A 20046-nucleotide genomic window follows, 5' to 3' on the forward strand; every position below is an offset into this window, starting at 1 on the left:
GTTCAGCTTACGTGCGCGTCCGTGAGGACCTGAATGTGCGCGGGGACGGCGAGGAGATCCATTTCGTGAGTGTCCTCCGGCACGACGAGGGTGCGCAGACGCGGGAAGGCGCGGAGCCAGGACCATCCGCCGCCGGAACGGATGCCGGAGGTCAGCCAGAGTGCCGTGAGGCGGTCCGCGTCGATCAGCTCCACCAGTTCGCCGGGGTCATAGGGGCCGAAGAACTGGATCCGTTCCCGTCCTCCCAGGTCGCGCAGCACGCGCAGATGACCGGACGAATGGGCGGTGAAATAGAGATCGGTCTCGTCGAGACGGGCGATGACCTCGCGCCCGTACTCCTCCGTGTCGAAATGGTGCCAGCGCCAGGCCAGTTGGCGGCGGACGGCCAGGGAGGGGTGGGCGCAGTAGCGGGTGAGGAAGCTGACGGCGGCGTCCGTGGCCACATGGGAGGCGCAGGTGACGGTACGGACCGCCTGGTCGTCCGTCAGTCCCTCCGGTCCGGGCAGCAGGTCGATCAGCAGGGGGCCGCAGGTCTCGGCCATGCCGACGGCGTCCTTGACCGTCGGGGGCGGCAGAAAGACCCGGGCCTTGACAGTGACCTCCTCCCGGACCGCGGGGTCCAGCTCCACGGTGTGCTTGAGGCAGGCCATGGCCAGCATGACCGGACGGAACTCGGCCGGTGTGACGAGCGCTCTCAGGAGGCGCGCCCTTTCGGCGGGGCGTCCCAGGGCCACGGCCATCTGGAGGACGTCCTCCCACTGGTCCTTGCCGCCGTTGTCCGTGAGGAGCGGGAAGTCGCCCTCCTCCACGGCCGCCTTGGCCGCCAGATAGTCCTGGAAGGTGCGGTGGACGAAGTCGACGCGCCCTTCGGCGGGCTCGCGCAGGAGGCCCGACCGTTCCAGCAGATACCGGTAGACCCGCTCGGGCCCGGCCTCCACGTGCGCCATGGAGACCAGGGCCCGTTCCAACTGGGCCACGGCGTCCCCGCGTTCCATTTCGGAGCGGTCGTTGCGGAGGAGCCAGTGCGCGAGCTTCTGGAGGAGCTGGATCTGCGTCTCCTTGGAGAGACGGAGGCCGTCCGCCACGCCCCGTTCGACGTCACGCCGTTCCAGGAGCATGCTCAGCGCCGCCTCGTAGAGATCCTTCCTTCCCTGCGGCAGAAAACCGCGGCGTTCCCTGTGCAGCGCGCACAGCAGGCCGCACATCAGGGGGTTCACCGCGAGCTGCCCGAGCGCCGGGGCCGTACGGACCGCGTCGAGCAGGGACGCGCCCAGCTCCGGGTCCGCTTCCGCCGCCTCGTGCCAGCGGTGGACGAACTCCGCGACGTCGGCGCGTGACATGGGGGCGAGGGACAGTTCGGTGAACCCCTCGTGCTCCAGCCAGTCCTCCCGTACGGCCGACGGGCGGGCCGTGACCAGCCACAGGTTGTCCGGGTAGTCGGCCATCAGCTCGCGCATCCACCGGCGCACGGCCTCCCGCTCGCGCTCCGGGATCTCGTCGATGCCGTCGACCAGGAGCAGCCCGCGCCCCGCGCGCAGCACGCGCGCCGCCCAGCCGTCCGGCTGCTCGCCCGTGACGGAGCTGCGTACGGCGTCCAGGAACCGGTCCGGGGTGGGCAGCAGCCTGTCCCGTACGACCCGGCGCAGCGGCAGCACGAAGGGCACGCGGCCCACGAGGTGGCTCAGGTGCGCGGCGTCGTAGGTCTGCCGCGCGGTGGTCACGGCGAGCCACTGCACGAGCGTCGTCTTGCCGCTCCCGGCGCCGCCGCGCAGCAGGACACGCTCCTGCCCCGAGAGGGCGCGTTCGGCCGGGATAGGGGCCGTCAGGCCCTCCCCGTCCCCGTTCGCTGTCGCCTCCAGGGAGACGTACGCGCTGTCGAGCCGCCATTCGCGGGCGTGCCGCAGGTCGAGGCCGTAGATGGTCAACTCGCCGTGCTTGCGGGCGATGTGGTCCGCGTAGCGCTGCTCGAAACGGGCGTCCCCCGCGGTCTGCGACGGGATACGGGCGGCGAGCAGGTCCGTCGTCGCCACGAGCTGCTCCAGGGTGCGCGTCTGCTCGACCAGGGTGCGCGCGACGAACGTCGAGCGCTGGGTGAAGAAGTGCAGGATGTGCACGCACGCGGTGTGCAGCAGGGGGCGGAAGTACGCCTCGGCGGCCTCCGACAGCCCGTCGGGCCGGGCCAGCAGGGCGGCCAGGCCGTCAGCCCCGAGCCGTACGGCCTGCGCGTCGTCCATGTCCAGGTCGCCCAGGCTGTGCAGCGCCTCCGCGAGCGCCCCGGTGACCTCGTCGCGGACGGCGGGGTCCGGCGCCTCGTGCGGCCCTCCGGCCTCGGCGGCGCGGCGGACCAGCTCGGCGGCGAGCCTGTGGAGCTCCTTGCCGGTGAGGGTGCGCCGCTCGCCCCTGAAGGAGACGCGGCTCGCGATCCGTACGGGTCTGTCGGCGAGCCCGGCGCCCGGCCCCTCCTGCGTGAACAGCCTCTTCACCAGCGGCGTCACGGCGCTGGAGGCGAGGCGCGCGGCTACGGTCGTCGGCTCCATGGGGGGAGCCTAACGAGGCGGCGGGGAACGGTGATCCCGTTCACAGACAGGGACTTCGCGCGTCCTGCCGCGCCGTGACGTCACGCACAGATCGTCCGCGCGTACGAGGCTGCCTAGGAGCGGGGCGGGGGGTGCGCGCCGGTGCGGCCCGTGCGCGGCGGGTTCACGGGGGCCGGGAGTGACCTACGTCGCTCCTCCCGCTACGTGCCTCTTTAGTACGTCACATCCTGACTGCTCCTTGATGTCCGCAATGCCACCGGTTACCCATGAAAGTCGCCCGTCACTCAAGGGCGGCTATCCCTTGCATCCACACCGGAGGTAATACCCCTATGTCACGTTCCTGGACCACCAACGGCGCCGCAGCCAAGGCGGTCGTGCTCGCCGCGGGCCTCGGCGTCTCGATGGCCCTGGGGGCGGGCGTCGCGACGGCAGCGGAATCGCAGGTGCACGAGACGGCGCTGCAGCCTGTCGACACGGCGGAGCAGTTCGCCGACGCGACGCGCAAGCAGGCCGACGCGCAGCGCGAGGCCGTCAAGAAGGAGCGCGAGGAGAAGAAGCGCCAGGCCGCGAAGAAGGCGCGCTCCTGGGAGAAGCCGATATCCGGCAAGTACGACCTCAGCGCCTCCTTCGGGAACAGCGGCGGCCGCTGGGCGCACAAGCACTCCGGCCAGGACTTCGCCGTGCCGACGGGCACCCCGGTGCGCGCCGTGCACAAGGGCACCGTCGTGAAGGCGGGCGGCAACGGCGCGGGCGACGGCCCCGCGTACGGCAACGCCATCGTGGTCCGGCACAGCAACGGCACGTACTCGCAGTACGCCCACCTCAAGGGCGTGAAGGTGAAGTCCGGGCAGCACGTGAAGACCGGCCAGAAGATCGGCGTCTCCGGCAACACCGGCAACTCCTCCGGCCCTCACCTGCACTTCGAGATCCGTCACTCGGCGGACTACGGCTCGGGCATCGAGCCCAAGAAGGCGCTGCGCGCGCACGGCGTGCACGTCTGAGACGGACGGCGCGTCTGAGACGGACGCCCCGCCCGGTGACGCGGCCCGCCCGGTGACGGGCGGGCCGCGTCACGCTAAGCGCTCTTCCTCTCCTCCCGGGCGGCGGCCCGGTGGGCTTCGACGCTCCCCTGGTGCGCGGTCGTGACCAGCTCCTGGGCCACCTGCAGCGCCGCCTTGCTCTTCTCCTCCAGCGGAACCTCCGGGTGCTGGAGGGCGAAGAGCGTGGCGTGCATGGTGAACAGCGCGCTGGAGCAGCGCACTTGGTCGACCAGCGGTGCGTCGTCGTCACGGATCAGGTCGAGCAGGACGAAGATGCGGCGCTTCATGTGATCGCCGATCTTCAGGTCCCGCATCGTCGCCTGGTTCTCCTGCATGAAGCGGAAGAGGGGGGCCGCGCTGGTGATCGCCGCGCTGTACCGCCGCAGTATCTCCAGCTTGGTCTCCAGCGTGCTGGGCTGGGTCTCGGCCCAGGCGATCAGGTCGGTCGTCGGCTTCGCCGCGAGGTCCTGGAAGAGGCTGTCGAGGATGTCTTCCTTGGTCTTGAAGTGGTAGTAGAGCGCGGCCTTGGTGACGTCGAGACGCTCGGCGATCTCCCTGAGCGAGGTCTTCTCGTATCCCTGCTCGGCGAAGAGCTCCAGGGCGACGTCCTGGATTCGCTGGCGGGTGTTTCCCCTGCTCATGCCCTCTCCTCAAAACTTACTTGACGCCCGGCTAGTGGGCGCCCTACTGTCATCATGATACTGAACTAGCCGGGCGGCAAGTAAGGGGATGGGCCGGGCATGAGTACGAACGGAACGCGAGAGGCGAGCGACGGCGGGGGAGCCGGCGCGGCGAAGGAGGCCAAGCCGCGCAGCATGTACATCGTGATCTTCTCCCTCATGATCGCGGTCCTCCTCGCCATGCTGGACAACATGATCGTGGGCACGGCGATGCCCACCATCGTGGGCGAGCTGGGCGGCCTGGAGCACCTCTCCTGGGTCGTCACGGCGTACACGCTCACGACGGCGGCCTCGACCCCGATCTGGGGCAAGCTCGGTGACATGTTCGGGCGCAAGGGCGTCTTCCTGACCTCCATAGTCATCTTCGTCGCCGGATCGGTGACGTCGGGCGCGGCCCAGACCATGGGCCAGCTCATCGGCTTCCGGGCGCTTCAGGGTCTGGGCGCGGGCGGACTGATGGTCGGCGCGATGGCGATCATGGGCGAGCTGGTCCCGCCCCGCGAGCGCGGCAAGTACATGGGCATGATGGCCGGCGTCATGTCGCTGGCCATGATCGGCGGCCCGCTCGTCGGCGGCACCCTCACGGACCACCTCGGCTGGCGCTGGGCGTTCTACATCAACGTGCCGCTGGGCGCCCTGGCCCTGGCCATGGTCACCACCGTCCTGCACCTGCCCAAGAAGCCCCGCCAGGGCCGGATCGACTATCTCGGCGCGGGACTCCTGACCGTAGGCATCACCGCGGCCGTGCTGGTCACGAGCTGGGGCGGCACGGAGTACGCGTGGGGGTCCGGCACCATCATCGGTCTCGCCGTCGTGGCGGTCCTCGCGATCGCGGCCTTCCCCCTCGTGGAGCGCCGGGTCAGCGAGCCGATCCTCCCCCTGGGAGTCTTCCGCAACCTCAACTTCACGCTGGTCACGGTGATCGGCTTCCTGCTCGGCTTCGTGATGTTCGGCGCGATGACCTTCCTGCCGCTCTTCCAGCAGAGCGTCCAGGGCGCCTCCGCGACGAACTCCGGGCTGCTCCTGCTGCCCGTGCTGCTGCCGATGATGCTGGTCTCGGTCGTCACCGGGCGTCGCACCACGTCCACCGGGAAGTACCGTGCGTACCCGATCATCGGCGGCGCCCTGATCCCCGTCGGGCTCTTCCTGCTCGCGCAGATGGACGTCGGCACCAGCCGCGTGACCTCCGGGCTCTACATGGCGGTCCTCGGCGCGGGCATGGGCTTCCTGATGCAGCTCACGATGCTCATCGCGCAGAACAGTGTCGAGGTCAAGGACATGGGCGTCGCCTCGTCGACGGCCACCCTGTTCCGCACCATCGGCGGCTCGTTCGGTGTCGCGCTGATGGGCACGGTCTTCGCCACCCAGGTGAAGGACTCCATGCGGGAGAACATGGCGGGGGCGGGTGCCTCCGGCGGCAAGGCGGCCGAGAAGATCATGAGCGGCGGCGCCCAGCTCGACGCCGACTCGCTCGCCAAGCTCCCCACCCGCATCCGCGAGGCGTACGAGCAGGCGGTCGCCAGCGGCTCCCACCACGTCTTCCTGCTCGCGGCCGGTATCGCGGTCTTCTGCTTCCTCGCGGGCTGGTTCATCAAGGAGGTGCCGCTCCGGGGCGCCGAATCGGCCAAGGCGGAGCCCGACGGTTCCGCGGAGCCCGACGGGTCCGCGGGGACCACGGAGGCCGGGGACGCCGGGGACGCCACGGACGCCACCGACGGGTCCGAGGCGGCGGAGGCCCTGACGGGCAAGGAGAAGGAGCCGGTGTCAGACGGGCGTGCCAGCATCAAGGCATGACCACCCCCGGCATGACGCGGCTGCGGGCCCTCCGGCTCGCGAAGGACACCATGGACCGCGACTGGGCCGAGCCCTCGCTCGGCCTGGACGCGGTCGCCGCGCAGGCCGGATATTCGCGGTATCACTTCGTGCGCGCGTTCAAGGAGGCGTACGGGGAGACGCCGGGCCGGTATCTGAGCCGCCGCCGCATCGAGCGGGCCGAGGATCTGCTGCGCTCGGCGAATCTCACCGTGACGGAGATCTGCTCCCTCGTGGGCTTCAGCGGCCTGGGCACCTTCTCCGCCCGCTTCAAGCAGCAGACGGGCCTCACCCCGAGCGAGTACCGCGCGAAGTACGCGCACAACGGCGCGGCCATGGTCCCGGGGTGCTACGCGATGCTCTTCGCGGGCGGCTTCAAGAAGCGCAATTCTCAGGAAGCAGGCTGAGGGGCGGCTGGCTACGGTGAACGGGCGGGCGGAAATCACCGCCCGAACCCACACCAACGCACACATGGCCCTACGTACCGGAGTCGATCATGATCAAAGCGCTGGCCCTCGTCACGATCTGGTCCACCGACCAGGCCCGGACGGTCGCCTTCTGCACCGAGAAGCTGGGGTTCGAGATCCGGACCGACATCGACATGGGAGGGACGCGCTGGGTCACCGTCGGCGTGCCCGGCCAGGACGAGCTCCAGATGGCGATCATGCGCACCGACGGTCCCGGCATGGACCCCGACTCGGCGGACGCCCTGACCACGCTCGTCACCAAGGGTGTCCTCGGCGCCGGTGCCCTGCACACCGACGACTGCCACGGGGACTACAAGCAGCTCAGGGACAAGGGCGTCGAGTTCGTCCAGGAGCCGCAGGACCGGCCGTACGGGATCGAGGCCATCTTCCGTGACGACAACGGGAGCTGGTGGTCCCTCACCCAGACCCGCGAGGGCGGCGAGCTGGACATGGACAAGCCCTGGGGCTGACCCGGATCAGGTGAGCGGGAGCCGGTAGCGGCCGCCGTCCAGCGGTTCGACCAGGCCGTCCGACACGAGCCCGTCCAGCGCCCGCGCGCGCTGCACGGGCTCGTGCCACACCTGGTCCAGGTCGGACTGCGGCACCGGGTCCTTCGACGCGCGCAGCACCGCGAGGAGCCTGCCGCGCACCTGGCGGTCCGTACCGGCGTACGACTGCGTGCGCCGCGCGGGTCCCTCGTGCTCGGGAGCGCCCGCCAGCTGCCAGGCGCACTGCTCCGCGATTGGGCAGCGCGCGCACTGCGGACTGCGCGCCGTGCACACCAACGCGCCCAGCTCCATCGTGGCCGCCGCCCAGCGGGACGCCGTGGTCTCGTCCTCCGGCAGCAGGGCGCGGGCGATGCGGCGTTCGGCCGCCGTCGTCGCGTTCGGCGGGTACTGCTGTCCGCCGACCGCGCGGGCGAAGACCCGGCGGACGTTCGTGTCGAGCACCGCGTGCCGCTTGCCGTAGGCGAACGAGACCACGGCCGCCGCCGTGTACTCGCCGACGCCCGGCAGCGCGAGCAACTGCGCGTGCTCCTCGGGGACCTCGCCGCCGTGCCGTTCCGCTATGGCCTTGGCCGCGCCGTGCAGCCGCAGAGCGCGGCGCGGATAGCCGAGGCGCCCCCACGCCCGTACGGCCTCGCCCGGGGGCTCGGCCGCGAGATCGGCGGGTCGGGGCCAGCGCTCCAGCCACTGCTCGTAGACCGGCAGCACACGGTTGACCGGCGTCTGCTGGAGCATGAACTCGCTGACCATGACGCCCCACGCGCCCGCCTCGCGGCGGCGCCAGGGAAGGTCGCGGGCATGTGCGGCGAACCAGTCGACGACGGGATCGTGGAGGGAGCGCGCGGTCTCGGCGAGTTCGGGGTCGACGGGGTCGACGACCTGGCCCGCGGAGACGACGGCGGCGTCTGCTTCGGCCCCGTCCCTGGGGTTCCTGGGGGAGGAGGCCGCTGAGGAAGTCTCGGTGGTCGCAGTCATGGCACGAACGATCCTGGCACGGCGTTCCTCATCCGAAAAACGCACACGCGGTACGGAGGTTCCCGCACGGATCCCGTACGGATACGTGTGCGTATACGACCGCGGGCCCGTGCCTGTCCGTACGTACCGCATCCGTCCCGTCACGCGAAGCGATCAACGCACGTGCGGATTGCCGCTCATCACAACAATTCCCGCTCGCTGCGGCGGGTACGGGCCTGTGGGGCGCCTGATGTCTCGTAAGGTTTCCGCGTGGGATCTCTGCGCAATCCGATCGGGCCGCTTCCCTCCTCCATCTACTGGCGTCGGAGGGCAGTTGCCGTTGCCGTCCTTGCGCTGCTGGCCCTGCTCGTCGTCTGGCTGCTCGTCTCCGGCGGCGGTGACGGCGGCACCGACGACGAGGGCAAGGGCGGCAACGGGGGCGGCCCCGCCAGCACCATCACCCCGGGCCCCACCAAGTCCGGCCCCGTGAACAGCGACCGCCCCGGCGGACGCGACGAGGAGGACGGCGGCGGCGACGGGGACACGGGCGGCTCCGGCGGCTCCGGTGACGGGGACGGCGGCAAGAGCGGCGGTTCCGGCGACGACGAGGGCGGCGGCGCCGCGGGCGGCTCCGGCTGGGGCGCGGGCGACGGCTCCGGCGCGACCGGCGGTGGTGGCAGCGGCGACGGTGGCGCCGGCAGTGGCGGTGGCGGCAGCGGCGGCGGAGGCGGTGCCGGGGGCAAGGGCGCCGCGGTGGCGCTCCCGGCCGACACCAAGCTGCCCGACTGCACGGACGCGGACGTCAAGCTCAAGCTGCGCGCGGTCAAGAAGGAGTACGCGGCGGGCGACAAGCCCAAGTTCCGGCTGACGGTCGAGAACGAGAAGGGCAGCGCCTGCAAGATCGACCTCGGCCGCGGGTCCACGGTCGTCACGATCAAGGACGCCGACGACGACAAGGTCTGGACGTCCGACGACTGCCTGCGCGACAAGCAGCCGTTCCTGCGCAAGGTCCCGGGCAAGGGTGACTCGCTGCACACGCTGACCTGGTTCGGCAAGCCCAGCGCCGCCAACTGCGCCTCGCCGCCCGCCGCCTCCGCGAAGGCCGGCGACTACGAGATCGAGGTCAAGGTCAAGGGCCTGAAGACGGCCCGCACTTCGTTCGAACTGACCTGACGGGCCTGACTGTGACCTGACGGACCTGACGGCCCGGCCCGAGGGCCGGGTCTCAGCTCAGACGTACCGCTCCAGGATCGAGGACTCCGCGAGACGCGAGAGGCCCTCGCGGACGGAGCGGGCGCGGGCCTCGCCGACGCCGTCGACGGTCTGCAGGTCGTCGACGCTCGCGGCGAGCAGCTTCTGCAGGCCGCCGAAGTGCTCGACGAGCCGGTCGATGACCGTGCCCGGCAGCCGCGGCACCTTCGCGAGGAGCCGGAAGCCGCGCGGTGAGACGGCGGAGTCCAGGATCTCGGGCGCCCCGCTGTACCCCAGGGCGCGGGCGACCGTGGAGAGTTCGAGCAGCTCGGTGTGGGTGAGCCGGTCGAGCTCGCTGAGCGCCTCGGGCACCGTACGGGCGCGGCGGCCCGAACCGCCGGACTGCGGCGCGTAGTCCCTCACGACCAGCTCGCGCTCGGGCTCGACGCCCGCGATCAGCTCGTCCAGCTGGAGGGAGAGCAGGCGGCCGTCGGTGCCCAGCTCCACCACGTACTCCGCGATCTCGGTCGCGATTCTGCGGACCATCTCCAGGCGCTGCGCCACCGCCGTCACGTCGCGGACCGTCACCAGGTCCTCGATCTCCAGCGCGGAGAGGGTGCCCGCGACCTCGTCGAGCCGGAGCTTGTACCGCTCCAGGGTCGCGAGGGCCTGGTTGGCGCGGGAGAGGATCGCGGCGGAGTCCTCCAGGACGCGGCGCTGCCCGTCGACGTAGAGCGCGATGAGGCGCATCGACTGGCTGACGGAGACGACCGGGAAACCGGTCTGGATGGAGACGCGCTGCGCGGTGCGGTGCCGGGTGCCGGTCTCCTCGGTCTCGATCGCGGCGTCGGGCACGAGCTGCACGCCCGCGCGGACGATCTTCGCGATGTCGCGGTCGAGGATCAGCGCGCCGTCCAGCTTGCACAGCTCGCGCAGCCGGGTCGCGGAGAAGTCGACGTCGAGCACGAAGCCGCCGGTGCACAGGGAGTCGACGGTCTTGTCCATGCCCAGGACGATGAGGCCGCCGGTGTTGCCACGCAGGACGCGCTCCAGGCCGTCGCGCAGGGCCGTGCCGGGGGCGACCGCGCTCAGCGAGGCGCGCATCAGGCCCGAAGCGCCGTCGGCCCTGCTCTCGGCCCGGCCGGGGGCTGCTGCCCGGTCGTTGGGTGCCACTGCACTCCTTCGGTCGTGCGATTGCCTGCCGCCTGTCGGCATGACTTTGCTTGACGGCCTAGACCGGGGCAAAGTCTACCGGCGATGTAGGGGACCCCTCCGGGCCGCCCACGGTTGCCTGGGAGGGGCTCACGGGGGCTCACCGGGAGCTCACTCCTCCGCGCGCCCCTGACGCGAGGCCCGCGCGGGCAGGACGCGCAGCGCCTCGCCTATGTCGCCGACCTCCAGGACCCGCATCCCGTCCGGGATCCGGCCCGGGTCGGCCGGGACCAGCGCGTGCGTGAAACCGAGCCGCGCGGCCTCCGCCAGGCGGCGCTGGACGCCCGTGACGCGCCGGACCTCGCCCGCGAGGCCGACCTCGCCGACCGCCACCAGGTTCTTGGGCAGCGGGGTGTCGCTGGCCGCGCTCGCCAGGGCCAGGGCCACGGCCAGGTCGGCGGCGGGCTCGGAGAGCTTCACGCCGCCGACCGTGGCGCTGTAGATGTCCCGCTTGCCCAGGGCGCTGATACGGCCGCGCTGCTCCAGCACCGCGAGCATCATCGAGACGCGCGAGGTCTCCAGGCCTGAGGTGGTGCGGCGCGGCGAGGGGATCTGGCTGTCCACGGTCAGCGCCTGCACCTCGGCGACCAGCGGGCGGCGGCCCTCCAGCGTGACCGTCAGGCAGGTGCCGGGAACGGGCTCGTCGCGCCGGGTCAGGAAGAGGCCCGAGGGGTCCGCGAGGCCCGTGATGCCCTCGTCGTGCAGCTCGAAGCAGCCGACCTCGTCCGTCGTCCCGTACCGGTTCTTGACGCCGCGGACCAGGCGCAGGCGCGCGTGCCGGTCGCCCTCGAAGTGCAGCACGACGTCGACCAGGTGCTCCAGCAGGCGGGGGCCCGCGATCGAGCCGTCCTTGGTCACATGGCCGACCAGCAGCGTGGACATGCCGCGCTCCTTGGAGGCGCGGATCAGCGCGGCGGCGACCTCCCTGACCTGCGCGACGCCGCCCGGCGCCCCGTCGATCTCCGGCGAGGCGACCGTCTGCACCGAGTCCATGACGAGCAGCGAGGGCTTGACCTCGTCCAGATGTGCGAGGACGGCGGACAGGTCGGTCTCGGCCGCGAGATAGAGATGGTCGCTGAGCGCGCCGATACGGTCCGCGCGCAGCCGCACCTGGCTCGCGGACTCCTCACCCGTCACGTACAGCGTCCGGTGCTCGTCGCTCGCCGCCTTCGCGGAGACGTCCAGCAGCAGCGTGGACTTCCCGACGCCGGGCTCGCCCGCGAGCAGCGCGACGGCGCCGGGCACCAGCCCGCCGCCCAGCACCCGGTCCAGCTCCGGCACGCCGGTGCCGCGCGCGGTGGCCTGCTTGCCGTCGACCTGGCCGATGGGCAGGGCCGAGGACGAGACCCGGCCGGGCGCCGTGGTCCGCACGGCCCCCGCGCCGCCCGACTCCTCGACGGTGCCCCAGGCCTGGCACTCGGGGCAGCGGCCGAGCCACTTGGCGGTCTGCCAGCCGCACTCGGTGCAGCGGTACGTGGGGCGGTCCTTCGCTGAGGACTTGCGGGTGGCCATGACGGTCACCGTACAGACGGCCACCGACAGCGGGCGTTCCGCCGACGGTTACGGGCGTCCGTACGGCGGTTACGGGCGTCCCGCTGACCTTTCGGGGTCCGCTACAGGATCACGGCAGCCACATCCGCACCTTGTGTCCCCTTTCGAAGGAGTTAGTCACCCGTAAGGGTTAATCATCGGCAAGCGGCTCCGGTAAAGCGCCATCATCCGCCTACCGTCGCCGGGTGATGACGAGCAGGCGCGAGCACCCCACGCACTCCACCGGCGCACCCCCGGCGCACCCGGCGTCCGGGCCGACGCTCTGCGAGCGTGACGAGCCGTATCTGGACGGGTTGTTCACGTATTGCCTGTCGGTCATGTGTGAGCACGAGGCGGCGCTCGCGGCTCTCGGCGAGGCCCTCGCGATCGCCGAGCGGCAGCGCGGCCGGGGGCGTGCGCCGGAGGGCGCGGGCACGACGAGGGCGTGGCTGTACGCGCTCGCGCGCTGGTCCTGCTTGCGCCGTCTGGCCGAGCAGCGGACGCGCGAGCGCGAGGCCAAGGACCGCGCGGCGAAGGACCGCGCGGCCCGTGACCGGACCGGCCAGAAGGCCGGGCAGAAGGTCGGGCAGAAGGCGGGCCAGGAGACCGCGCGGGCGGCCGGGCGGCAGCAGCCGGGCCCGAACCCGGGTTCGAAGCCCGGGGCGCCCGGCCCTGGTCCCGGCTCCGGTTCCGGCCCCGGCGCCGGGGTGGAGCCAGGCGGCCGGGCGCGGGCAGGCGGCGGCGGGATCGGACCTCAGGCCGTCGCCGCCACGCCCGCGTCCGGCCCGCCGCTCTCGGAGGCCGCCCGCACCCAGCGCCGCCGCGAGCTGGCCGTCCTCGCCTGGCCCGAGGCCGCGGGCATCGCGCCCGAGCAGCGCGAGGCGCTGGAGCTGTCCGTCCGCCACGGCCTGGCGGCGAGCGAGGTCGGTTCCGTGCTCTCGCTCAGCACCGAGGCGGCGAGCGCCCTCCTCTCGCACGCCGCCTGCGAGGTCGAACGTACGCGCGCCGCGCTCGCCGTCGTCGAGTCCGGCGGCTGCCCCGCCGTCGCCCGCCTCGCCGGGGACGACCGGCTGCTGATGGGCACGGCGCTCCGCCGCGAGCTGGTGCGGCACGTCGACGAGTGCGCGGAGTGCCGCCGCGGCGCCGAGCGCGCCATGGCCGGGGTCTCCTGGCCGGGGACGGCGCCCGCCTCCGCCACCCTCGCGGTGCTGGACGCGCCCCGTCCCGCGATCCACGCCGCGGTGGCGACGGTGCGCAGGGCCCGCGCGCAGCACGCACCCCGGTTCGACAAGGCGGGCTTCCCGCTCGACCTCAAGGTCCGCGCGGCGCGGCGCGAGCGGCTGCGCAGCAAGGCCGTCACGACGACCGTCGTCGCGACGGTCGTGGCCGCGCCGGTCCTCGCACTCTGGGCGGCCTACCGCGGCGCCCCCGTCACGGGCGAGCGCGAGGCCGACAGCTCCGTCTCCGCCTCGGAGGGCGGCGGTCCGGACAGCCTGGACGGCCTGCCGTACGAGAACGCGGGGCGGGCGGACAGCCCCAAGTCCAAGAAGCACGGCAGCCGTTCGCGCTCCGGTGTCTCCGTCGACGTGGACCGGCCCGGCGGGCGGCACGGCAAGGGAGCCGGGCGGCTGCAGGTCGAGGCCGAGCCGTTGGGGCACGGCTCGCTCATCACCCTGAAGGCCACCGGGAGTTCGCCGGTGCGCTGGTCGGCGGCGGCCGACGCGCCATGGCTGACGCTGAGCCGCACCGGAGGGGTGCTGCGGCCCGGCGAGAGCGCGGCGATCAGGGTGGCCGTCGACCGTTCGCGCGAGCCGTCGTACGCCTGGGAGGCGCACGTACGGATCGATCCGGCGCGGGCGGTCGTCACGCTGGAGGGGCCCGGGGTTGGGGCCTCGCCCTCCAGGCCGGGAGGCGGCGGGGGTTCGCCGGGCGGTGGCGAGCGGCCCACGCACGGCCCCGCCCCCTCCAGGCCCCCGTCCTCTTCGAACCCTCCGTCTCCGACGGACCCCCCGTCCTCGCCCGACCCGACGCCCACGTCCCCGGACCCGACCCCTACTGAGTCCGACCCCTCCAGCCCGTCCCCGAGCCCCACCCAGAGCGAACCGACGGTGTCGCCGTCCGCGTGACGCCCGCCCATGACGTCGGGGCTTGCCCCTGTTCCCTAAGGGGCGCGGGGAACTGCGCGCCCAGCCCCGACGCGGGCGCGGCCCGCGAAGCACAGCCCGGGGCACCCCGAACCCGGCCCTGTACACGGGGCACCCGGCGCAGGGGGCTGCGCTTGCCAACCCTGCGCCTTGCGCAGACTTCCCAAGCACAGCGAGGGAGAAGCGCAGGACTCTCAAGCGCAGCAGGGTGGCGGGAGAAGCAGGGGTGTGCTTCCTCTGGTGTGCGGGGCTTCTACTGGGCCGGATCGGCGGGGTGCGGGGCGAGGAGGGGGAGTTGGGCGGCGAGGCGGCGTTCGCAGAGCTCGCGGAGCTGGGCGTACCCGGCGGCGCCCATGAGCTCGGTGAGCTCCGGCCGGTACGACTCGTACACCGGCCGCCCCGCACCGTGCGCCGACGGCGCAGACGTGCACCACCAGTGCAGATCGTGCCCCCCGGAGCCCCACGCCCTGCGGTCGTACTCGCCGATGGTGACGTACAGCACCTCTTCGCCGTCGGGCAGTTCCACCCACTCGTACGTCCGCCGGATCGGGACCTGCCAGCACACGTCCGGCTTGGTCTCCAGCGGCTCGCGGCCCTCGTCGAGCGCGAGTTTGTGGAGCGCGCAGCCCGCGCCGCCCTCGAAGCCCGCGCGGTTGTTGAAGATGCAGGCGCCCTTCCACCTGCGGGTCTGCCGCTCGCCCTCGTCGTTGACCTCGGTCCAGCCGCTCTCCTCGGCCACGCTGTGGAACTGCCAGACCTCTGGCGTCAGCCGCGCCACGTGCTCCGCGACGCGCTTCTCGTCGTCCTCGTCGGAGAAGTGCGCGCCCAGCGTGCAGCAGCCGTCGGAGGCGCGGCCCGCGGTGATGCCCTGGCAGCCGCGGCCGAAGATGCAGTTCCAGCGCGAGGTCAGCCACGTCAGGTCGCAGCGGAAGATCTGTTCCTCGTCGGCGGGGTCGGGGAATTCGACCCACGCGCGCGTGAAGTCGAGACCCGTCTCCTCATCGCGAGCCGGGGGTCCCGGGGGCGCCGGGGGCGCAGCAGGGCCCCCGCGCACGCCGTCGTCCCGCTTCTTACGCTTCGCCGCTTTCGTCGTACCCACACGCCCAGCGTACGGGCCATGGCCCGCCGCCCCCGCATGCCGCACCCGTCGGGCACCGGGTCCCGTACCACCTCGGCGCCGGGGGCCGAAGACAGCTAGCGTGCTGTGTATGAGACTCGGTGTCCTCGATGTGGGCTCGAACACGGTCCACCTGCTCGTCGTGGACGCGCATCCCGGTGCGCGCCCCCTTCCCGCCTACTCGCACAAGGCCGAGCTGAAGCTGGCCGAACTCCTCGACGAGGACGGGGCCATCAGCGAGGACGGGATAGCCCAGATCGCCTCCACGCTGCGCCACGCGCTGGAGGTCTCCGAGGACAAGGGCGTCGAGGATCTGCTCCCGTTCGCGACGTCCGCCGTGCGGGAGGCGAGCAACGCGGATCATGTGCTCTCCCGGCTCGCCGAGGAGACCGGCGTGAAGCTGCAGGTGCTCTCCGGTGCGGAGGAGGCGCGGCTCACGTTCCTCGCCGTGCGGCGCTGGTTCGGCTGGTCGGCGGGGAGACTGCTGGTCCTCGACATCGGCGGCGGCTCGCTGGAGATCGCCTACGGGCTCGACGAGGAGCCCGACGCGGCCGTCTCCCTCCCGCTGGGCGCGGGCCGCCTCACCTCGGGCTGGCTGCCGGGCGACCCGCCGGACCAGGCGGACGTGAAGGCGCTGCGACGGCACACGCGCGCCGAAATCGCCCGTACGGTGGGGGAGTTCAGCCGCTTCAACCCGCCGGACCACGTGGTCGGCACCTCCAAGACGTTCAAGCAGCTCGCGCGCATGGCGGGCGCCGCGCGCACGGGAGAGGGGCTCTACGTGCAGCGCGAGCTGAGCCGCTCCTCGCTGGAGGAGTGGGTGCCGAAGCTGGCCGAGATGCCGACCGAGGAGCGGGTGGAGCTGCCCGGCGTCTCCGAGGGCCGCGCCCATCAGCTCCTCGCCGGGGCGATGGTCGCGGAGGGCGCGATGGACCTGTTCCAGGTGGACACCCTGGAGATCTGCCCCTGGGCCCTGCGCGAGGGCGTCATCCTGCGGCGTCTCGACCATCTGCGCGCGGTCTGAGAGGCATCGCACAGGCATCGCACAGCCGCCGGGCGACGAAGCGGGCAAAGGCGGACGTGCCCTGCCGGAGCGGGTCCCGCACGGGCCCGCGGGGTGCCGGGGGCGGGCGGATCGGCTTCCGGAAGCGGCTTAAGGTGGCTGTCGTGGCCAAGCAAACCGTGCGCGTTCCCGCCGCGAAGGTCGCGCTGTCGACGGCCTCCGTCTATCCGGAGTCCACGGCGGCGGCCTTCGAGATCGCCGCGCGTCTCGGCTACGACGGCGTCGAGGTCATGGTCTGGACCGACCCCGTCAGCCAGGACGTCGACGCGCTGCGCCGCCTCTCCGACTTCCACGGCGTGCCGGTCCTCGCCGTGCACGCGCCGTGTCTGCTGATCACGCAGCGCGTCTGGTCCACCGACCCGTGGACCAAGCTCACCCGGGCCAGGACGGTGGCGGAGAAGCTGGGGGCGAGCACGGTCGTCGTCCACCCGCCCTTCCGCTGGCAGCGCTCGTACGCCCGGGAGTTCGAGCGCGGGGTGTGGCGGATGGCGGACGAGACGGACGTGCGCTTCGCCGTCGAGAACATGTACCCGTGGCGCTACCGCGACCGCGAGATGCTCGCCTACGCGCCGGACTGGGACCCGACCAACAACGACTACCGGCACTTCACGATCGACCTCTCGCACACGGCCACCTCGCGCACCGACACCCTCGCCATGGTCGAGCGGATGGGCGACCGGCTCGGGCACGTCCACATCGCCGACGGGCTCGGCTCCAACAAGGACGAGCACCTGGTGCCGGGGCGCGGCACGCAGCCCTGCGCCGAGCTGCTGGAGTCCCTCGCGCTGCGCGGCTTCGACGGGCACATCGTCGTCGAGGTCAACACGCGGCGTGCCATGTCGGCGGCGGAGCGCGAGGAGGACCTGGCGGAGGCCCTCGCGTACACCCGGCTGCACCTCGCCGCCGCGCTCAGCGAGCCGGGGGCCAAGCCGTGAGCGCCGCCCCCTCCGGGGAACCGGCGGCCACGCCGCGCAAGCGCGGGCGCCCCGCGCGCCGGAGCGCGGAGGACGGGCCGGGCGCCCGGGAGCGCATCCTCGCCTCCGCGCGCACCGAGTTCGCCGAGCGCGGCTACGACAAGGCGTCCGTACGGGGCATCGCGCGGGGCGCCGAGGTGGACCCCGCGCTGGTCCACCACTACTTCGGCACCAAGGAGCAGGTGTTCGGGGCCGCGATCGAGAGCGCCTTCGCGCCCGCCTTCGTGGTGCCCCGGCTGTTCGAGGACTCCCGGCCCGAGGAACTGGGCGAGAAGATCGTCCGGGCGTTCTTCCACATCTGGGAGGACCCGCGCACCCGCGACCCGATGCTGGCCGTGCTGCGCTCGGCGGTGAACAACGAGAAGGCCGCGCAGGTCTTCCGCCAGCTCCTCAAGCGCAACCTCCTCTCGCGTGCCGCCGCCGTGCTGGACGTGCCGGACGCCGAGCTCCGCGTCGAGCTGGCCGCCTCCCAGATGGTCGGCGCCGCGCTGGTGCGGTACGTGATCGGGATGGAGCCCATCGCCTCGGAGCCCCTGGACCAGCTCGCCGCGCGGCTCGCCCCCGCCGTCCAGCAGCACCTCACCGGTTCACCGGCGCCGGTCGCTCCGGGTCCGGGGCCGGGGCCGGGCCCGGGGGCGTGACGGAGCCTCCGACCGGCGCGTCCTCCACGGAGACGTCCCCCGCGTCCGTACGTACGCGCCCGCGCGGCCACCACAGCCCCCGGCCCAGCAGCGCCGCCAGCGCCGGGACCAGGACCGTGGCCAGGACCAGCGAGGAGAGCAGGATGCCCAGGCCCGTGCTGAAGCCGATCTCCTGCGTGTCCGGACCGGCGATCAGGCTGGCGAAGGACCCGGCGAGGACCAGTCCGGCCGTGACGACGGCCGGGGCGGTGTGCCGTACGGCCTCGCTCACGGCCTGCCGCGCGGGGACGGGCTTCGCCATCTCCTCCCTGATCCGGTCGCTGATCAGGATGTTGTAGTCGGTGCCCAGCGCGACGACGAAGAGGAACAGCACCAGCGGCAGAGTGAAGGTGACGCCCGGCCGGTCCAGGCCGTGCTGGAAGACCAGCGTGCTCGCGCCGAGCGTGGCGACGAACCCGCAGCCGATGGCGAGCATCAGCACCAGGGGCGCCAGCAGCGAGCGCAGCAGCAGGAGCAGGATCAGCGCGATGAGCCCCGCCGCGACCGGGAAGACCAGGCGCAGGTCCTTGTCCACGGCCGTGGAGATGTCGGCGAACACGGCGGCCGTGCCGGTGATGTGCGCCTCGGCGCCCTCGGGCGTGTGTGCGACCATCGCGTCCCGTACGGGCCCCGAGACCAGGTCGCGGGCCTTCTGGGACTCCGAGCCCGAGCTGAGGAAGACGTTCATACGGGCCGCGGAGCCGTCCTTCGTCAGCTCGGGCCCGCCGACCTGTCCCACGCCCCCGACCTTGCCGAGGGCGCCCGCGAGCGCGTCGAGCGCGCCCTTGTCCAGGGGGCGCCCGGCGCCGTCGCGTACGTACACGGTGTGCGGGTCGGCGGCACCGGCGGGCAGGGCGCGGGAGATCTCGTCGGCGACGCGGGAGGCGGCGGTCTCCTTCGTCTCCGGCATGTCGTAGCTCATCCGCACCCCGGCGACGCCCGCGGCGAGCGCGCCCATGAGCGCGAGGCAGGCGAGCACGTGGCGTACGGGGCGGCGGCTCACGGAGCGGCCGAGGCGGGCTGCGGCGCCGTCCGTGCGCTCCTGCTTCCAGGCGCGCGCGGGCCAGAACAGGGCGCGGCCGAAGAGCGCCAGCAGCGCGGGCATCAGCGTCAGGCTCGCCAGCAGCATCACCAGGACCGCGACGGCGATGGCCGGGCCGAGGACGCGGAACTGGCCGAAGCTCGCGAGCCCGAGCGTCGCGAACGCCGCCACGATCGTCAGCGCGGCGGAGGTGACGGCGGCGCCGACCCGGCCGGAGGCGCGCGCCGCGGCCTCCCGGCGGTCCAGCCCGGGGTCGGCGCGCAGCTCCTCACGGAAGCGGAACATCAGAAAGAGGAAGTAGTCGATACCGATCCCGAGGAGCACCACACCGATCAGCGAGGGGGTGCCCGCGTCGAGCCGGATGCTGAGGAGCTTCGCCATGCCGACCACGGTCCCCGCGCCCGCGCCGCCGACGAGGGAGACCGCGAAGAGCGGGACGATCGCGGCGAGCACGCTGCGGAACGCGCATATGTTCAGCAGGACGATGAGCCCCATCGTCAGGATGCCGACGAGTTTCTCCGTGTCCTCGTTGGCCTTCAGGGAATCGACCGTCCCGGCGATTCCGCCGGTGAATCCGGTCCGGAGCCCGGATTCCGCGAATTCCTTCCGCGCCGAGTCCCGGAATTCCTCGTAGACCTCGTGCAGCGCGGGGTCGTTGGCGTTTCCGTGCAGGGAGACGGTCAGGAGCTGGAACTTCCCGCCGGGTTCGACGGGCCCCGCGGCGACCTTCGGCGTCTGGGAGTGGTCCACCGCGAACGGCTCGGGCTTCTCCGCGGTGATCCGCTCCTCGCCCAGCGCCGCGGCGGTCCGCGCGATGTGCTTCCGGTCCCCGCCGGTGAGCTCCGCCCCGTCCGTACGGGCGACGAGCACCGTCACGGCGTTGTCGTCGGGCTTCTCGCCGAATTCCCTCTCCGCGATGTCCAGCGCCTTGGCGGAGTCGTACGTCGAGGGGAGGAAATCGGCCGACTGCGCGTCGGTGACGCGGTGCATCATCGTCTGGCCGACGAAGGTGAGGGCCGCGCCGAGGACGAGCCAGACGACGAGCGTCTTCCAGCGGTTCCTCGCGGCGTACGAGGTGATGCTCCGGATCATGGGTC

General features: G+C 72.5%; 16 protein-coding genes. 9 read left to right on the forward strand and 7 right to left on the reverse strand.

Going from position 1 to position 20046, the window contains the following annotated elements:
* Nucleotides 1-2: 2 nt before the first annotated feature.
* A complete protein-coding gene (locus tag ACGF3A_RS43470; RefSeq protein ID WP_393736832.1) occupies nucleotides 3-2537 on the reverse strand; it encodes an NACHT domain-containing protein in 2535 nt (844 codons plus the stop codon).
* 329 nt (nucleotides 2538-2866) lie between these two features.
* On the opposite strand from ACGF3A_RS43470, the gene ACGF3A_RS43475 reads away from it, so the two are divergent.
* Nucleotides 2867-3538, forward strand: coding sequence for a M23 family metallopeptidase (locus ACGF3A_RS43475; protein WP_393736834.1), 672 nt, complete (start codon nucleotides 2867-2869; stop codon nucleotides 3536-3538).
* A 74-nt stretch (nucleotides 3539-3612) separates the two neighbouring features.
* Here ACGF3A_RS43475 and ACGF3A_RS43480 read toward each other — a convergent pair whose 3' ends face one another.
* A complete protein-coding gene (locus tag ACGF3A_RS43480) occupies nucleotides 3613-4218 on the reverse strand; it encodes a TetR/AcrR family transcriptional regulator (protein WP_393736836.1) in 606 nt (201 codons plus the stop codon).
* Between the two features lie 99 nt (nucleotides 4219-4317).
* On the opposite strand from ACGF3A_RS43480, the gene ACGF3A_RS43485 reads away from it, so the two are divergent.
* From ACGF3A_RS43485 to ACGF3A_RS43495, 3 genes are all read left to right on the forward strand, one after another.
* The gene (locus tag ACGF3A_RS43485) at nucleotides 4318-6051 is read left to right on the forward strand and encodes an MDR family MFS transporter (RefSeq protein WP_393736838.1); all 1734 of its coding nucleotides are present in this window, start codon (nucleotides 4318-4320) and stop codon (nucleotides 6049-6051) included.
* Entirely contained in the window at nucleotides 6048-6476 is a 429-nt protein-coding gene (locus ACGF3A_RS43490; protein ID WP_393736840.1) for a helix-turn-helix domain-containing protein, read from the forward strand. The genes ACGF3A_RS43485 and ACGF3A_RS43490 overlap by 4 nt, the downstream gene beginning before the upstream one ends.
* An 89-nt stretch (nucleotides 6477-6565) precedes the next feature.
* Nucleotides 6566-7006, forward strand: coding sequence for a VOC family protein (locus ACGF3A_RS43495; RefSeq protein ID WP_393736842.1), 441 nt, complete (start codon nucleotides 6566-6568; stop codon nucleotides 7004-7006).
* A 6-nt stretch (nucleotides 7007-7012) separates the two neighbouring features.
* On the opposite strand, the gene ACGF3A_RS43500 is transcribed toward ACGF3A_RS43495, so the two are convergent.
* Complete coding sequence (locus ACGF3A_RS43500; RefSeq protein ID WP_393736844.1) at nucleotides 7013-8017, reverse strand: A/G-specific adenine glycosylase; 1005 nt, start codon at nucleotides 8015-8017, stop codon at nucleotides 7013-7015.
* 249 nt (nucleotides 8018-8266) lie between these two features.
* On the opposite strand from ACGF3A_RS43500, the gene ACGF3A_RS43505 reads away from it, so the two are divergent.
* Complete coding sequence (locus ACGF3A_RS43505) at nucleotides 8267-9169, forward strand: hypothetical protein (RefSeq protein ID WP_393736846.1); 903 nt, start codon at nucleotides 8267-8269, stop codon at nucleotides 9167-9169.
* A gap of 57 nt (nucleotides 9170-9226) precedes the next feature.
* Here the strand turns inward: ACGF3A_RS43505 and disA are convergent, their stop codons facing one another.
* Nucleotides 9227-10360 (reverse strand): DNA integrity scanning diadenylate cyclase DisA, encoded by a 1134-nt coding sequence (gene disA, locus ACGF3A_RS43510; protein ID WP_344535782.1) that lies wholly within the window; start codon nucleotides 10358-10360, stop codon nucleotides 9227-9229.
* A gap of 150 nt (nucleotides 10361-10510) precedes the next feature.
* Nucleotides 10511-11911: a DNA repair protein RadA gene (radA, locus tag ACGF3A_RS43515; protein ID WP_393736848.1), complete on the reverse strand. Its 1401-nt coding sequence runs from the start codon at nucleotides 11909-11911 to the stop codon at nucleotides 10511-10513.
* 227 nt (nucleotides 11912-12138) lie between these two features.
* Here radA and ACGF3A_RS43520 point away from each other — a divergent pair, with 227 nt between their 5' ends.
* Nucleotides 12139-14055, forward strand: a complete 1917-nt coding sequence (locus tag ACGF3A_RS43520) for a hypothetical protein (RefSeq protein WP_393736894.1) — start codon at nucleotides 12139-12141, stop codon at nucleotides 14053-14055.
* A 271-nt stretch (nucleotides 14056-14326) separates the two neighbouring features.
* Here the strand turns inward: ACGF3A_RS43520 and ACGF3A_RS43525 are convergent, their stop codons facing one another.
* Entirely contained in the window at nucleotides 14327-15172 is an 846-nt protein-coding gene (locus ACGF3A_RS43525; protein WP_393736850.1) for a hypothetical protein, read from the reverse strand.
* A 109-nt stretch (nucleotides 15173-15281) separates the two neighbouring features.
* Between ACGF3A_RS43525 and ACGF3A_RS43530 the strand changes: the two genes are divergently transcribed.
* From ACGF3A_RS43530 to ACGF3A_RS43540, 3 genes are all read left to right on the forward strand, one after another.
* Nucleotides 15282-16214: a Ppx/GppA family phosphatase gene (locus tag ACGF3A_RS43530; RefSeq protein WP_393736852.1), complete on the forward strand. Its 933-nt coding sequence runs from the start codon at nucleotides 15282-15284 to the stop codon at nucleotides 16212-16214.
* Nucleotides 16215-16372: 158 nt separating this feature from the next.
* A complete protein-coding gene (locus tag ACGF3A_RS43535) occupies nucleotides 16373-17188 on the forward strand; it encodes a sugar phosphate isomerase/epimerase family protein (RefSeq protein ID WP_393736896.1) in 816 nt (271 codons plus the stop codon).
* Complete coding sequence (locus tag ACGF3A_RS43540; protein WP_393736854.1) at nucleotides 17185-17868, forward strand: TetR family transcriptional regulator; 684 nt, start codon at nucleotides 17185-17187, stop codon at nucleotides 17866-17868. Before ACGF3A_RS43535 ends, ACGF3A_RS43540 begins: the two co-directional genes overlap by 4 nt.
* On the opposite strand, the gene ACGF3A_RS43545 is transcribed toward ACGF3A_RS43540, so the two are convergent.
* Nucleotides 17807-20041 (reverse strand): MMPL family transporter, encoded by a 2235-nt coding sequence (locus ACGF3A_RS43545; protein ID WP_393736856.1) that lies wholly within the window; start codon nucleotides 20039-20041, stop codon nucleotides 17807-17809. The two genes, ACGF3A_RS43540 and ACGF3A_RS43545, sit on opposite strands and share 62 nt — an antisense overlap.
* Nucleotides 20042-20046 lie beyond the last annotated feature (5 nt).

Source organism: Streptomyces sp. NPDC048172 (assembly GCF_043202595.1).
In the GTDB taxonomy this organism is placed as follows: Bacteria; Actinomycetota; Actinomycetes; order Streptomycetales; family Streptomycetaceae; genus Streptomyces.